Source organism: Streptosporangium sp. OZ121 (genome assembly GCF_051918885.1).
Classification (GTDB): Bacteria; Actinomycetota; Actinomycetes; order Streptosporangiales; family Streptosporangiaceae; genus Streptosporangium.
Window position 1 is genome coordinate 64,626 of the sequence record NZ_JBPXMC010000006.1, and the last position, 13,475, is coordinate 78,100.

At 72.9% G+C, this 13,475-nt stretch carries 12 protein-coding genes and 1 pseudogene; 5 read left to right on the plus strand and 8 right to left on the minus strand.

Annotation, left to right across the window (positions count from 1 at the left end; genetic code table 11):
* The first annotated feature begins 188 nt into the window (after positions 1-188).
* Complete coding sequence (locus tag ACTOQ1_RS14120) at positions 189-569, plus strand: response regulator transcription factor (RefSeq protein ID WP_440067611.1); 381 nt, start codon at positions 189-191, stop codon at positions 567-569.
* A gap of 350 nt (positions 570-919) precedes the next feature.
* Complete coding sequence (locus ACTOQ1_RS14125; RefSeq protein ID WP_440067248.1) at positions 920-2,137, plus strand: Cmx/CmrA family chloramphenicol efflux MFS transporter; 1,218 nt, start codon at positions 920-922, stop codon at positions 2,135-2,137.
* Here ACTOQ1_RS14125 and ACTOQ1_RS14130 read toward each other — a convergent pair.
* Together ACTOQ1_RS14130 and ACTOQ1_RS14135 are read right to left on the minus strand one after the other, a co-directional pair.
* Positions 2,131-2,262: pseudogene (locus tag ACTOQ1_RS14130) on the minus strand (IS481 family transposase); the annotation flags it as partial. The gene ACTOQ1_RS14125 and the pseudogene ACTOQ1_RS14130 sit on opposite strands and share 7 nt — an antisense overlap.
* A 23-nt stretch (positions 2,263-2,285) precedes the next feature.
* The gene (locus ACTOQ1_RS14135) at positions 2,286-2,999 is read right to left on the minus strand and encodes a TetR/AcrR family transcriptional regulator (RefSeq protein WP_440067250.1); all 714 of its coding nucleotides are present in this window, start codon (positions 2,997-2,999) and stop codon (positions 2,286-2,288) included.
* 314 nt (positions 3,000-3,313) lie between these two features.
* Here ACTOQ1_RS14135 and ACTOQ1_RS14140 point away from each other — a divergent pair, with 314 nt between their 5' ends.
* Positions 3,314-3,736, plus strand: coding sequence for a hypothetical protein (locus tag ACTOQ1_RS14140; RefSeq protein ID WP_440067252.1), 423 nt, complete (start codon positions 3,314-3,316; stop codon positions 3,734-3,736).
* A 106-nt stretch (positions 3,737-3,842) separates the two neighbouring features.
* Here ACTOQ1_RS14140 and ACTOQ1_RS14145 read toward each other — a convergent pair whose 3' ends face one another.
* The gene (locus ACTOQ1_RS14145; protein ID WP_440067254.1) at positions 3,843-6,617 is read right to left on the minus strand and encodes a helix-turn-helix transcriptional regulator; all 2,775 of its coding nucleotides are present in this window, start codon (positions 6,615-6,617) and stop codon (positions 3,843-3,845) included.
* Between the two features lie 155 nt (positions 6,618-6,772).
* Between ACTOQ1_RS14145 and ACTOQ1_RS14150 the strand changes: the two genes are divergently transcribed.
* On the plus strand, positions 6,773-7,393 hold the full coding sequence (locus tag ACTOQ1_RS14150; RefSeq protein ID WP_440067256.1) for a LysE family translocator: 621 nt from the start codon (positions 6,773-6,775) through the stop codon (positions 7,391-7,393).
* A 59-nt stretch (positions 7,394-7,452) separates the two neighbouring features.
* Here the strand turns inward: ACTOQ1_RS14150 and ACTOQ1_RS14155 are convergent, their stop codons facing one another.
* The gene (locus ACTOQ1_RS14155; RefSeq protein ID WP_440067258.1) at positions 7,453-8,181 is read right to left on the minus strand and encodes an alpha/beta fold hydrolase; all 729 of its coding nucleotides are present in this window, start codon (positions 8,179-8,181) and stop codon (positions 7,453-7,455) included.
* Between the two features lie 100 nt (positions 8,182-8,281).
* On the opposite strand from ACTOQ1_RS14155, the gene ACTOQ1_RS14160 reads away from it, so the two are divergent.
* Positions 8,282-8,836: a TetR/AcrR family transcriptional regulator gene (locus ACTOQ1_RS14160; protein ID WP_440067260.1), complete on the plus strand. Its 555-nt coding sequence runs from the start codon at positions 8,282-8,284 to the stop codon at positions 8,834-8,836.
* 150 nt (positions 8,837-8,986) lie between these two features.
* On the opposite strand, the gene ACTOQ1_RS14165 is transcribed toward ACTOQ1_RS14160, so the two are convergent.
* The 4 genes from ACTOQ1_RS14165 to ACTOQ1_RS14180 all read right to left on the minus strand — a co-directional run bounded on the left by ACTOQ1_RS14165 (position 8,987) and on the right by ACTOQ1_RS14180 (position 13,451).
* On the minus strand, positions 8,987-10,198 hold the full coding sequence (locus ACTOQ1_RS14165) for a hypothetical protein (RefSeq protein WP_440067262.1): 1,212 nt from the start codon (positions 10,196-10,198) through the stop codon (positions 8,987-8,989).
* A gap of 31 nt (positions 10,199-10,229) precedes the next feature.
* On the minus strand, positions 10,230-10,616 hold the full coding sequence (locus ACTOQ1_RS14170) for a Rid family detoxifying hydrolase (RefSeq protein WP_440067264.1): 387 nt from the start codon (positions 10,614-10,616) through the stop codon (positions 10,230-10,232).
* A 33-nt stretch (positions 10,617-10,649) separates the two neighbouring features.
* On the minus strand, positions 10,650-11,759 hold the full coding sequence (locus ACTOQ1_RS14175) for an alanine racemase (protein WP_440067266.1): 1,110 nt from the start codon (positions 11,757-11,759) through the stop codon (positions 10,650-10,652).
* 168 nt (positions 11,760-11,927) lie between these two features.
* Entirely contained in the window at positions 11,928-13,451 is a 1,524-nt protein-coding gene (locus ACTOQ1_RS14180; protein WP_440067267.1) for an N-acyl-D-amino-acid deacylase family protein, read from the minus strand.
* Positions 13,452-13,475: the final 24 nt, after the last annotated feature.

Sequence of the window (13,475 nt, forward strand, 5' to 3'; positions counted from 1 at the left end):
CGGCGCCCAAGACCGCCTCCCCACCTTTACGGCCCTCTCCGGCGGTGTGTCCGCCGCGCCCGGAGTTCTCGGGGAAAAACGGGAAACACCTGTCGCCTGTGGATAACCGTGCGCACACATCTTCGGAAACGCGCGCGGGCGCGGGAGAGAGGAGTTAGCCTCACGCCGTGGGAGAGGTTCTGGGCAGGGTGTTGGTAGTGGATGACGACGACGTCATCCGGCAGCTCATCGCGGTCAACCTGACCCTGGAGGGGTTTCAGGTGGATACGGCCTCCGACGGGCAGGATTGCCTGGACCGGGTGCTGGACGTGATGCCCGACGTCATCACGCTGGACGTCATGATGCCCAGGCTGGACGGCTGGATGACCGCCACCAGGCTGCGCAACGACGAGGGGACCCGCCATATCAAGGTGGTCCTGATCACCGCGCGGGCGCAGGAGGACGACAAGCGGCGGGGCCTCGGAATCGGGGTCGACGCCTACCTCACGAAACCCTTCGACCCGGCGGAGCTGATCCAGGTCGTCCGCGAGCTGGCCCTGACCGCGCGCAGCGGCCACGGCAAGGCGTGACCTCGCGGGGCCGATCGGACCGCCCTCAGATGCCCTCAGATGCCGATCGGGGCGACGCCTGACCCGCGAAGCCGATCACGACCGGTTGGTGCGGGGCAGGACGTCGACGACACTCCCTGCGGGCGGAATTCGTTTGCGTGACGACCGATCGGTTCAAGTAGTGTTCGGGGCATGTCGAGCCCCGAGGCATCCAAGGTGGGGGCTTTCGGTCACGCCGTCAGCTCCCTGAACCACTGAGTTCGCAGTCCACTCCCCGCCGGCTTCGCTGAGCGGGGCGGGTGCGCGCGCCCCTGGGTGCTGGCCGCGGTGACGAGACGTCTTCCTCTCGTCCTCTCACCTCGGAGCTCTCGATGCCTCTCCCGCTCTACCTGCTCGCCGTGGCGGTCTTCGCCATGGGCACCTCGGAGTTCATGCTCTCCGGCCTGGTACCGGACATCGCCACCGACCTGAAGGTGCCGGTCGGCGATGCCGGGTTTCTGACCTCGGCCTTCGCGGTCGGAATGGTCCTCGGAGCGCCGCTGATGGCGGTGCTCGCACGCCGGTGGCCCGCCCGTGCCGGTCTGCTGGGCTTCGTGCTGGTGTTCGCCGCCGCCCATGTCGCGGGTGCCCTCACGCCGAGTTTCCCGGTTCTCCTGTCCACCCGCGTGATCGCCGCCCTGGCCAACGCGGGCTTTCTGGCGGTCGCGCTGAGCACGGCGACCACGCTCGTCACAGCCGCCCGGAAGGGACGTGCGCTGGCGGTGCTGCTCTCAGGCACGACGGTGGCCACCATCGCCGGGGTTCCGGGCGGCGCGGTGCTCGGAACGCTGCTCGGCTGGCGGGCGACCTTCTGGGCGATCGCACTGCTCTGCCTCCCCGCCGCCTTCGGCATCGTGAGAGGCATCCCGGACCACGCCGAGGGCTCTACGCGGGACGACGCTCCGGCCGGCCCCTCTCTACGGACCGAGATCGCCCAGCTCGCGACGCCCAGGCTGATCCTGGTCATGTCGCTGGGCGCCCTGGTCAACGCCGCCACCTTCGCCACGTTCACCTTCCTGGCCCCGATCGTGACCGGCACCGCGGGCCTGGACGAGCTCTGGGTCCCGGTGGCGCTGGTGCTCTTCGGTACGGGGTCCTTCGCCGGCGTCACTCTCGCGGGCCGGCTGTCCGATCGGCACCCCGGCATCGTGATCGGAGTCGGCGGCCCGGCGTTGCTGCTCGGCTGGACCACGTCGGCGATCGTCGCCGCCCAGCCGGTGGCGCTTCTCGCCCTCGTGTTCGTACAGGGTGCGCTGTCCTTCGCCGTGGGCAGCACCTTGATCGCCAGGGTGCTCCACGAGTCGGCGGGCGCCCCCACCATGGGCGGGGCATACGCGACCGCGGCGCTCAACATCGGCGCGGCGGGTGGCCCCGCCGTCGCGGCGGCGACCCTCGGAGCCGGTGCCGGCGATCTAGGCCCGATATGGGTGAGCGCACTCCTTACCGTGCTCGCGGTGCTCGTCGCGCTGCCCCTGCTTCGAGTGATCGCGCCCCAGGCCGGCCCCGGGAGAGAGGTCCCTGACGGCCTCGACGTTCGCCAGGCGTATTGACCACGAGCGTTGCCGACGCGGCTGACGGGCGGCTGGCCGTCGAGTGCGGTGTGACATTGGTGGTGGCCGCAGGTGTGCAGGAAGTCCGCCGGGGCCTCGGTGCGTTCGGCGTTGCCGGCGTACGGGACCCCGGAGTCCTCCGCGGCCGTCATCCTCCCCCGCCGGAACTCCGGCCGCCCGCAGTGTCGACCACGGCCTCGATCTCCTCGGCCAGCAGGAGACCGGCGTCCATGCCCATGCTGTCGAAGGCGCCGGCGATTTCGAGCGAGACGAGTCCGTGGACGCGCGACCAGCAGAGCACGCCGAGCCGCAGCGCCGCCGGGGTGATGCCCGCGGGCGCGCCGATCGCCTGGCCCCACCGCAGCAGCGACTCGTCGAGCGGGGTGCCGCCGGCGGAGGACGGCGACGCGATCTCCTGTAGGGCGATGACCAGCGGGAGCATGCCCTCGTTGACCGCGGCGACCCCCTCGGGGGGATCCTGCGCGGCGGGTGCGCGGTCGGAGAAGAGCATCGCGTACCGGCGCGGGAGGGCCAGTGCCCAGCGCCGCCAGGCCTGGACCATGAGGGTGACCCTGGACCGGGCGTCCTGCCCCGCCCCGCCTCGCGCGGCCGACGCGACGGCGGACCCGAGGTCGGTGTAGGCGTCGACGACGAGCGCTTCCAGCAGCGCCTCGCGTGAGGGGAAGTAGCGGTAGAGCGCCGGCGGGCTCATGCCCATGGCCTTGCCGACCGATGCGATCGACACGTCGTTCGTCCCGCCGGCGTCGAGGAGTTCGAAGGCGCGCTGCTTGATCTCCTCGATGGTCTGCCGGCGGAGCCGCTCGCGGCGGGTCGGACCTTCGGTGCTGGCGCTTGTGGACATGAACAAAGTGTAATCCCGTTGCGCTGAATACGATCCGACACTACAGTTAATGATCGTAACAAGAATTACTAGCCCTCGCAGATAAGCCCGCCACCGGCGGTGGGTCCCGGTCCGCGACGGTGAGGCGGCCGGGCAGCGCTGACAGCCGGTCGGCGCTCACGGTCAGTCAGCGCTCGTGGAACGCGGTGGCCGTCCGGCGGTCTCGACGCGACCGGACGCGCCTCCCCAGGCAGCCGGCCGGACCCGGATGTCGTGCGCTCGCGATGTGCCCGCGGCACCCACCCCTGAACGCCCCCTCGATACAAGGAGTTCTCATGAATGGTGGAACCGATGCCCCCACCGCCGTCAGGCACCCGACCCCCTGGGCGGATCGGATCGGGCGCACGCTGATGGCCCTCAACGCCGTCGCGACCCTCGTCGCGTTCGCGGGCGGAGTCATGATCATGACCAGCGTGTCCGACGACCGCGTCATCACCGAGGCGTGGCGGACGTTCGCCTACATCGTCTTCGCGGGACTGTGGGCCATCCTCGCCGTCGCACCGCGCCGGCAGTGGGGCCTGTGGGAGCTCCTGCTCCTCCAGAAAGGCGCGATCACCGTGTACTCCTTCGCGATGTGGGACATGCCCGACGCGTCGAGTACCGCCCTCATCGACCTCGCCGTGACGGTGACGACCGCGGCGGCCTACGTGCTGTGCCGCGGCTGGTACGCATGGCGAACCGATGCCCCGAACCGGTGAGCGGCGGACGGCCCGCCCACCCGGCCACGCGAACGGCTCACCCGGCCACGCGAACGGCTCACCCGGCCACGCGGCCCGCCCGCCCGGCCGCGACGGGGCGCGGCGGTCAGAGCAGGCCGTCCCGGTGGGCCACGGCGGCCGCCTGGGTGCGGGAGGAGACGCCCAGCTTGCCCAAGATGTTGGAGACGTGCACGCTCACCGTCTTCTGCGCGATGAACAGCCGCTCGCCGATCTCGCGGTTGGGGAGGCCCTCGGCGACCAGGGCGAGCACCTCCCGCTCGCGGGAGGTGAGCACGGTCGGCGGCGCGGAGGTGAAGCGCGCCCTGCGTCCCAGCTCCGCCAGGGCCGCGCCGAGCGGCTGGGCGCCCAGTGACTCGGCGGCCTCGACGGCGAGCTTCCATTCCTTCAGGGCGGCGGCACGGTCGCCCTCGACGAGCAGCGCCTCGGCCAGCCGCCACCGCGAGCGCGCGACCTCGTAGACGAATCCGAAGTCGAAGGCCCTGACCACCGCGCGCCACGCCACGACGTCGAGACGGCCGTGCGCGCGGTGCCATTCGGCCTCGGCCCTGGCCAGCCAGGCCAGTCCCTCGGGGCCGAGCGGGCCGCGCCGCACGGAGCCGGGGCCGACGGCGGCGGGCACCCTGGCCCGCTCCAGGAAGGCGTCGGCCTCCTCCGTGCGTCCCAGGTCCGTCAGCGCCCACAGGGCGGTGCTGCTGAGCCGGATCACGGCGGGGTCGTTGGGAAGCATGGCGTCGAGCCCCGCGCGAGCGTGTTCGAGCGCCGCCTCCGGGTCGCCGTGCCACAGGGCGTGCTCGGCGGCCAGGCCGCGGCCCATGGCGATGAGCGTGACGTCGCCGGACCAGAAGGACTCCAGCCACGACAGGCGGTCCTCGACGACGGGAAGGCCCCTGGCCACCTCGACGAAGAGCGCGAAGGACGACAGGAGCGCCTCCGGCGGGGTGCCGACGCGGACGGCGAACCCGGAGGCGACCTTCTCCGCCAGGTCCCACTCCCCCGCGACGTAGTGGATCAGAAGGCGCAGGAAGCGCAGGTCGGTGCCGTAGGTGCTCCAGTTGAGGCCGCTCTCGCGTGCGAGCCGCAGCCCCCGGTCGGTGGTGGTCGCCGCCTCGGCGAGGTCGCCGCTCTCGTACTGGACCCGGGCGTAGGTGAACATGGCCCGCAGGTCGATGGCGAGGTTGCCCGAGCTCTCGGCGCTCGCGCAGGCGAGCAGCTCCTTGGCCCGGGAGATGTCGTCGGCGAGCGCGGCGAGGGCGGCGAGGGTGATCAGCGCGCTGGTCTCCGCGTCGGCGGCGCCGCTCGCGCGGGCCTGCTCCAGGGCGCGGCGGGCCAGGGCCTCGACCTCGTCGTGCCGCTCGGTCCAGTAGAGCGAGCGGGCGTAGGTCGCGAGCGCGCGGGCGAGCACCGGCCCCTCCGGCGCCGCCTCGACGGCCGCGTACGCGGCGGCGATAGAGCCCTCGACATCATCGGTGTCGATGAGGTAGTACGACAGCCGCTCGTTGATCTCGGCGGAGGGCGGGAGGCGCCGGAGCTGGGAGATCGCCCGGTGGTTGTCGCCGCTGTCGGCCGCCGCGGCGGCGCTGCGCGCGGCGAGGGCGACGTGGTCGATCCCGGCCAGCCGCTCGGCGTCGGGAACCCGGTCCCAGAGCCCGAGCGCCCGGTCGAAGTGACGGTGCGCCTCGGCGGGAGCCCCCAGCCGCTCGGCCCTCCGCCCGGCCTCCACGGACGCGGCCAGCGCCCCTGGCAGGTCGTGACCGGCCAGGTAGTGGTGGGCGAGCTCGGCCGCCGACCCCCCTCGGGCGGTCAGCAGGCGGGCGAACTCGGCGTGCATCCTGGTCCGCTCGCCGGGCAGCAGGTCGTTGTAGACGACCTCCTGGAGAAGCGCGTGCCGGAAGGCGTAGCCGTACTCCCCGTCGGGGCGGAGCAGGCCGCGCGAGACGATCTCCCGCATGCCCTCCTCGAAGGCCAGGTCGTCGAGGCCGGAGGCCTGCTGGAGCAGGTCGTGGTCGGCTCGGCGGCCCGCGACGGCCGCGCCGCCGAGCACTCGCTGCGCGGGGTCGGAGAGCAGCTCCGCCCGGGAGAGCAGCAGGCCGGCCAGGCCGTCGGGCATCGAGGAGCCCTTGGAGGCGGCCTCCAGCAGCTCCTGGGCGTAGAAGGGATTGCCCTCGGCCCGGTCGACGACCTTCCGCATCACCCCGGCGTCGGTGCCGCCGAGCGCGGCCAGGTAGTCGGTCATCTCGTGGCGGTCGAGAGGCTCCAGCTCCACCGGCGTCACCGAGGGGAGGCGCTTGAGCTCGGCGAGGACCCGGCGCAGCGGATGGCGGCGGTGGAGGTCGTCGGTGCGGTAGGTGCCGACGAGGCAGACGCGCTCGGTCTGCAGCATCCGGCTGAGGAAGACCAGCAGGTCGCGGGTGGACTGGTCGGCCCAGTGCAGGTCCTCGAGGACGAGCAGCACGGGCCGCGTGGCCAGGAAGCCGAGCACCGAGCCGAAGAGCTGCTGCTGCGTCAGGCCCGACGTGCTCTCCCTGCCGGAGTCGGTGCCGCCGGGCAACAGCCTGCCGAGGACCGGCCTCGCGTCGAGCGCCGCGCGCAGCTCCCCGCGTGCCGAACGCAGGGCGTCGGCGAGCGGGAGGTAGGGGAGGGCGTCGCCGAGTTCGGCGCACTGGCCGATGAGCACGGCGAATCCGGCGGCCTCGGCCCGCTCGGCCAGCTCGGTGATCAGACGGGTCTTGCCGATGCCCGCGTCACCTCCCACGAGGGCCACCCCGGCCTGCCCCGTGGCCGCGGTGTCGAGCACGACGGTGAGGCGATCGAGCTCGACCGACCGCCCGATCAGAACACCCCGCGTGCTTTGCCACCCCACGTCGGCGAGTATCGCACGCGGTACCGACGGAATCGACATTCCGACTGGGGGGACCCATCGGCCCCGTCAGGGGACGAACATGGACCGATTGGTACACCAAAGGGTCCGGGCATTGGCCCTGACGGCGAGGACCGGGACGACTCTAGGGTCGGGGCATGATCTCGCCGTCCACATTGCTGATCTTCTCGCTCGCCTCGCTGGCCCTGGTCCTGGTACCGGGCCCGAACCACATCTACATCATCACCCGCGCCGTCTCGCAGGGCCGGGCCGCCGGTGTGGCGAGCGCGTTCGGCGTCGAGGTGGGCACGCTGGTGCACATCGCCGCGGCGGCGGCCGGTCTCTCGTACGTGATCGCGCGGTCGGCGACCCTGTTCAACGTGATCAAGTGGGCGGGCGTGGCCTATCTGGTCTACCTGGGCGTCCGGGCGCTGACGAGCAGGCAGGAGTTCGCGAGCCGGGAGGCCGCGCCGCAGCCGCTTCGGGCGATCTTCCTTGAGGGGGTGGTCGTCAACGTGCTCAACCCCAAGGTGATCCTCTTCTTCCTCGCGTTCCTGCCCCAGTTCGTGGAGCCCGAGGCGGGCGCGGTGCCGCTGCAGATCGCCGTCCTGGGGGGAACCCTGCTGCTCCTGGGCCTGCTCTCCGACATGATCTACGCCATGGCGGCGGGCGCCGTCGGCACGCGGCTGAGGACCAGGGCACCGCTGATCGGCCAGTTCAGCGGGGTCGTCTACCTGGGCCTGGGCGTCGCGACCGCGCTCTCCGGCCGCTCCACCTGAACCAGCCTCTCCACCGAGACCAGCCGTTCCGCCCGGACGTACGGGAGGCGGCGGCCCGTCTAGACGCGCGGGTCCGCCTGGGCGTACGGGAGGCGGTCCGCCTGGTCGCACAGGTCGCCCACCAGCCTGGCCAGCGGTCTCGGGGCCGCCATCACGCCCAGGTGCCCCCGGCGGGGGACGAGGATCAGCCGCCCGTTCCGGCAGGCGCGGAGGAAGTCGCGTTCGTGCACCCGGAACGGGTCCCGGGTGCCGTTGACCAGCCACACGCGTCCCGGGTACGCGGCCAGCGCGGCGAGCTGGTCGTGACCGGCGACGGCGTCGACGACCTGGGGCATCACCTCGCAGAAGAGCCCTCCCGCCACCATCGCCTCCCCGGCGGGACCCGGCAGGAGGCGGCGGAGGCCGTAGGCGCTGATCCGGTTCGCGAGCGACGGCTTCCGCGCGGCGAGCGAGGCGGCGAACCGGTGGGGCCCGGCCGCCGAGCCGAGGGCGGTGCATCCAATGGCCATCAGCCCGGCCACCCGCTCGGGGAAGCGCTCGGCGACGGCGATGCCGACGTATCCGCCGAGGGAGAGCCCCGCCACGAGAGCCCTGCCGCCCAGCGCGTCGACGGCGTCCGCGACCGCCGAGGTGGCCGCGTCCATCGTGAACGGCTCGCCCGCGCGGGTGCCGTGGCCGGGCAGGTCCGCGGCCGTCACCGGGCGGCCGAGATGGGAGAGGTGGGAGGCGACGGGGTCCCACATGGTCGCGCTGAGCCGGATGCCGTGGATGAGAACGACGGGGAGCATGGCACGCCTCCAAAAGGTCGTCCTGGTTGGAGGGGTACTCCGGCCAGGGAACTGCCTCGATTAAAACACAACGCACCGTTGCGTTGCTATAGTCGCCCGCATGGCACCGCGCAAGGAACAGCAGATCTTCCAGGCGACGCTCGAACTGCTCGCCGCCAAGGGCTATGGGGGTCTCACGGTGGAGGGGGTGGCCGAGCGGTCGGGAGTCAACAAGACCACGATCTACCGGTGGTGGCCGTCGAAGCCGGCGTTGCTGGCCGCCGCCTTGGTGGAGGCCGACCTGCTCGCGATGGAACCGCCGGACACCGGCGGCCTCAGGGGGGATCTGGAGGCTCTGGTACGCGGGATGGCCACCCTGCTCACCCGCCCTCCCGCCGCGGACGTCGCGGTGGCGGCCCTCGGCGCCGCCGTCCACCATCCCGAGCTCGCCGAGGCGGTCCGGCACTTCTTCGCCGACCGGTTCGCGCGGGAGGAGGTCGTCTTCGAGCGCGCGCGGCGGCGCGGCGAGCTGTCCGCCGAGGCCGACCCCATGCTGATCGTCGACCTGCTCGCCGGAGCGGTCTGGCTGCGCGCGGTCTTCCGCGGCCTGCCCCTCGACGACGACTTCGCCGCCCACGCCGTGAGCACCGTCCTGGACGGCGCGCTCGCCCCGTGACGACCTCGCCCGGCCAACAGACCGAGGCCCGCTGATCGGCCCGGGCCCGCCGGTCGGCCCGGGCCCGCCGGTCGACCTCGGCTCACGGATCGGCCCCGGCCCGCGAATCGACCTCGACTCGCCGACCGGCCCCGCGAGACCGGGCCGGCGTCAGGCGGAGAGGGCGCCCGGGATGCGGTCCAGGATCGGGTAGGGCATGAGCCCGTACGCGTAGAAGTCGACCGCGTCGGCTCCCGAGGCCCGCACGGCGCGGACCTTGGCGGCGAGGCGGTCGGCCGAGTCGGTGTCCGGCAGGCCCGGCCGAAGGACGACCCGCAGTTCCTTGTCCTTGCCCGTCGAGCGGCGATAGGCGACCACGTCGTCGGCCACCCTGGCCGCGTCGCGGGCGTAGGCGAGCACGCCCAGCGAGGGCACCAGGTCGCCGAGGGCGACCAGGTCGACGCCGAGCTGCCAGGAGTCGTGCGCGGCGAGCCCCGGTGAGGGCAGGCCGTCGGTGTAGCCCTTGACGGCGCCGGTGGCGTCGAGGAAGACGAGGCGCGAGCCCTCCGCGGTGACGGCGGTGGAGACCTCGGAGACCAGCGAGGTCACCACCTCGGAGCGGGCCCGCGCGTAGGCGACCACCTCGGGCCCCGCGTACGCGGTCAGCGCGGCGCGGGTCACCTCGCCCTGGGCGGGAGGGTCGCCGTCGAGCACGGCGCCCACGATCCTGGAGCACTCCTCGCGCGCCACCTCCGCGTTGACGCCCAGGTCGGCGGCGCGGCACATGCAGAAGCCGCAGAAGCACAGGCCGAGCAGGAACGCGTCCATCGGCCCGAGCGGGACGAAGCTGCGCTCGTGGTGGTAGCCGTGGCCGAAGGTGCCGAAGTGCAGCGCCTCGGCCACCACGCTGTCGACGCCCTGCCTGGCCACCGCCCGCCCCAGCGCGACCGCGTACAGGCGCACGTCGGGGTGGGAGGGGCACAGGTCGGCGGGCGAGCCGCGGTCGCCGAAGCAGTTGCGTACGGTCACGTCCGGGTCGGCCAGGCCGAGCGTGGTGTTCTGCAGGAAGACGGTCCAGCCGTGCAGCGCGAGCCCGCGCTCAGCGGTGGCCCGGCGCAGGGCGGCCAGCGGCTCGTCCCCGGCACCGTCCTGGACGGGCGGGACCAGCCGCAGCCCGCCGAACAGGTCGGCGGGCGGCGTGAAGTGCGCGCCGTCCCTGCGGAGCGTCACCCGGGAGCGGCCGTGCGGGGTGACGTCACGGGCACGGTGGTAGGCCGCGGCCACGGTCACGCCCGTCACGCCGTATCCGGTGATCCGGTCGAGGACCGCGTCGAGGCCCTCCCCTCGCACGTCCTCGACGTAGACGTATAGCGAGCTGTCCAAGCCACCGCCCTCCCACGAAGTCGGTCAGACTCTAACGCGGCTTGTAGGCCACGAAGTCGATCTCGACGAGGATGTCCATCAGGTCAGAGCCGACGGTCGTGCGGACCGGGTACGGGCGGGTGAAATACGACTTGTACGCCTCGTTGTAGGCGGCGAAGTCACGCTTGAGGTGCTCCAGGTGCACGGTCGACTTCACCACGTCGTCGAAGCCGAGCCCGTGTGCCGCGAGGATCGCGCCGAGGTTGCGCATCACCTGGTGGGTCTGCTCGGCCACGTCGGTCCCGACGACCTCGCCGGTCTCGGGGCTGAGCGGCCCCATGCCCGAGGTGTAGACGAAGTCGCCGACCACGAGGCCCTGCGAGTACGCCCCGACGGGCGCCGCGCCCTCGTCGGTCCTCAGTTCCTGCTTGCCGCTCATCTCAGCATTCCTCACAACGGAAAAAACACGACATTAGAAAAAGGTGTTTATCAGATCGACGACGACATACTCCTCGTCGACCACCGGCATGGTCCGCCACTTGTCGAAGGCGGTGCACGGGTGGGAGATGCCGAACGACACCAGGTCCCCCGGCTTCACCGGCGAGCCCGGCGCCAGCCTCAGGACGGTGTGCTGGTCCTGGACCTTGAGCACCGTCGCGTCCGCGACGGCTCCGCGCGGGATCGGCGGCCCCTCGTCGAAGGGGGCGTCGCGCTTGCCGAACCCGACCACGGCCAGACCGGGCTCGGGGACGCTCAGCACGTGCGCCCAGATCTCCAGCGCCGCGCGCAGCTCCCCGTCGATCCGGGTGTACGGGGTGCGCTCGCGGTAGTAGCCGTCGTCGTGGGAGACGTAGGCGCCGCTGCGCAGCATCACCCTGGCCTGGCAGGCGGCGAGCTCGCGGCCGATCACGTCGAACCACTGGCTGCCGCCCACCGACAGGATCGGGTCGCGCACCCGCAGGTGCTCCAGCGCCTCCAGCAGCCGGCGCAGGTAGGTCCGCACCTCCTCCGCCGAACCCAGCGACCCCTCGTACCCGGCGACGCCCGCCAGTTCCACGCCCTTCGCGGCCTGCGCCGCCGAGGCGACCTCCAACAGCTGGGCGAGGGTACGGCTGCCGCCCCGCCCGCCCTCGTGGCCGAGCTCGGCCAGCACGCGGAACGGCCTGGCCCCGGCGTACCGGGAGAGCGCCTCGACCCCGGCCACCGAGTCGACGAAGCAGAGGAACTCGAACGCGGGATCTGAGGCCAGCTGGGCGGCGAGGGCGGACAGCCCGGCCGGGTCGAAGACCTGGTTGGCGAGGACGATGCGGGAGACGCCGAACTCGCGCAGGGTGAGCGCCTGGCTGGGGGTGGCGACCGTGAGCCCCCACGCGCCCGCGTCGAGCTGCGCCCTGACCAGTTCGGGCGACATGGTGGTCTTGGCGTGCGGGGCGAAGGTGAGCCCGTACTCCCGGGTGAAGGCCGCGAGGGTCGCGATGTTGTGCTCCAGCGCGGCGCGGTGGGCCACCATCACGGGGAAGGTGAACGCCCCGCCGAACAGCGAGGCCCCCAGCGCCGCCCCGGGATCCACGATCCCCTTCACGTCCCGTCCCCCTCTGGTCGCCTCGGCGGGTCCGCCGGCTCGCCGGCCGCCGGATCCGGGCGTGGGAGATCGCGTCCCCACCGGCCGCCCTGAGGACCCTATCCTCACGGCGACCTCTCCAGGGCCGTACCCTCGTGGCCCTCGTGGCCCTCGTGGCTTCTTGAGGGCTCAGGGGCGCAGCGCCCTGCCGGGGGTGGCGCCGGTGAGCCCTCCTCCGGCGAGGACCGGGACCCCGGAGACGAGAACGTCGCCGATCCCGGTGGCCGGGGTGCGCGGGACGGCGTACGTGGCCAGGTCGGCGACCGCGGTGGCGTCGAGGACGACCAGGTCGGCGACCTGCCCGGGGCGGACGAGGCCCCGCCCTTCGAGGCCGAAGCGGCGGGCCGGGTGCGAGGCGAGGTGGACGACGGCCTGCTCCAGGGTCCAGTCGCCGGTCTCGCGGACGTGGTGGCCGAGCATCCTGGCGAACGCCCCGTAGCCCCGGGGGTGGGGGTGGCCGCCCACGTAGATGCCGTCGGAGCCGCCGGTGTGGGCCGGGTGGCGCAGGATCGCGCGGACCGACGCCTCGCCCTCGGGGCCCTCGTCGGGGCGGGCCGACACGCATCCGGCCTCCAGCCGGGTGTCGACCAGGATCCTGCGGCAGAACTCCCCCGGCTCCAGTCCCGCCTCGGCGGCGGCGTCGGGCAGCGTCATCCCCTCGGCCCACTCGGCGCCGGGCGCGTGGGAGAAGGTGATCCTCGGCCAGAGCGTCTCGTCCCACTCGATCGGCTCGGACTCCAGGATCTCCAGCGCGCGGCCGGTGTCGGCGGCCGGGACCCACGCGGGCAGGGCGAGCATCGCGAGGATCGTGCTGCCCCGCAGGTAGGGGTAGGTGTCGAAGGTGAGGTCGATCCCCATGAGCCGGGCCTCGTCGACCAGCGGCAGGAGCGTGGCGGCCGGGCCGTGGTAGTGCGAGACGTGCACGGCGGCGCCCGAGCGCCGGGCGATGTCCGTCACCTCGGCCATCCCCGCGGGGGCCGCGGCGCCGTACCCGCGCATGTGCGTCACGTACGGCAGGTGGTCCAGCGGCGCGCAGAGCGCGGCGATCTCGGCGGCGTCGGCGTAGCGGCCCGGGGCGTACTCAAGGCCGGTGGAGAGGCCGCAGGCCCCCTCCGACAGGCCGCGCTCGACGCGGGCCAGCATCGCGGCCAGCTCGCCGGCGGTGGCGGCCCGCTCGGCGGCGCCCATCACGTCGTGGCGGATCGTGCCGTGCGGCAGCAGGTACGCGGTGTTCAGGGCGGTCGCCCGGTCGTAGCCCGCGAGCAGCTCCCCGACGCCGATCGGCCCGTCCGCCGAGGGGTGGACACCGTTGATCGCCGCGAAGTAGCGGGTGGCGTAGGCGAAGGTCTCCGGGGTGGTGGAGGGGGCGAAGGAGAGCCCGTCCTGGCCGAGGACGAACGTGGTCACGCCCTGCCGGAGCGCGGCGAGCTGTACCTCCTTGTCGAGGACGAGGGCGTCGCCGTGGGCGTGGCAGTCGACGAGGCCGGGCATGACGTGGCGCCCCGCGGCCTCGACGACGGTCGTGGCGTCCGCGCCGTCGAGCCGGCCCACGGCGGTGATCCGGTCACCGTCGACACCGACGTCGGCGCGGCAGGCGGGGGCTCCGGTGCCGTCGAGCACCCAGCCATCCCTGATCAATACATCGAACGACATGCGGGGATTCAATCACCCGGAAGG

Coding starts and splice junctions, on each gene's coding strand:
- ACTOQ1_RS14150 (WP_440067256.1), top strand. CDS start 6,773: ATGATCTCGCCGTCCACATTGCTGATCTTCTCGCTCGCCTCGCTGGCC.
- ACTOQ1_RS14160 (WP_440067260.1), top strand. CDS start 8,282: ATGGCACCGCGCAAGGAACAGCAGATCTTCCAGGCGACGCTCGAACTG.
- ACTOQ1_RS14180 (WP_440067267.1), bottom strand. CDS start 13,451: ATGTCGTTCGATGTATTGATCAGGGATGGCTGGGTGCTCGACGGCACC.
- ACTOQ1_RS14140 (WP_440067252.1), top strand. CDS start 3,314: ATGAATGGTGGAACCGATGCCCCCACCGCCGTCAGGCACCCGACCCCC.
- ACTOQ1_RS14125 (WP_440067248.1), top strand. CDS start 920: ATGCCTCTCCCGCTCTACCTGCTCGCCGTGGCGGTCTTCGCCATGGGC.
- ACTOQ1_RS14135 (WP_440067250.1), bottom strand. CDS start 2,999: ATGTCCACAAGCGCCAGCACCGAAGGTCCGACCCGCCGCGAGCGGCTC.
- ACTOQ1_RS14170 (WP_440067264.1), bottom strand. CDS start 10,616: ATGAGCGGCAAGCAGGAACTGAGGACCGACGAGGGCGCGGCGCCCGTC.
- ACTOQ1_RS14155 (WP_440067258.1), bottom strand. CDS start 8,181: ATGCTCCCCGTCGTTCTCATCCACGGCATCCGGCTCAGCGCGACCATG.